Source organism: Haladaptatus sp. AB618, from assembly GCF_024136965.1.
Taxonomy (GTDB): domain Archaea; phylum Halobacteriota; class Halobacteria; order Halobacteriales; family Haladaptataceae; genus Haladaptatus.
In genome coordinates, this window is sequence record NZ_JAMYJX010000032.1 from 1 (window position 1) to 425 (window position 425).

General features: G+C 58.4%; 1 protein-coding gene. It reads left to right on the forward strand.

Translation table 11 applies throughout. From position 1 onward, the window contains the following. The coding region (locus NKF26_RS23975) for an ABC transporter ATP-binding protein (RefSeq protein WP_253229146.1) at positions 1-425 on the forward strand (425 nt) is incomplete at both ends.

Sequence of the window (425 nt, forward strand, 5' to 3'; positions counted from 1 at the left end):
CGCGGCACCGAAATCGCCATCATCTTCCAGGACCCGATGGAGAGCCTGAATCCCGTCTTCACCGTCGGGAGCCAACTCAGGGAGTTCATCGAAATCAACCGCGATTTGTCGAAATCCGAGGCGAAGGAAGAAGCGATCAGTATGCTTCGGGAAGTAGGCATTCCGGAACCGGTCGAACGCTACGACAACTACCCACACCAGTTCTCGGGCGGGATGCGCCAGCGTGTGCTCATCGCGATGGCACTTGCGTGCGAACCGAGCCTGATCATCGCCGACGAACCGACGACGGCGCTGGATGTGACCGTCGAGGGCCAAATCCTCTCGTTGGTCAACGATTTGCAGGCCAAATACGACACGAGTTTCATCTGGGTCACCCACGACATGGGTGTCGTCGCCGAACTGTGCGACCGCGTGAACGTGATGTA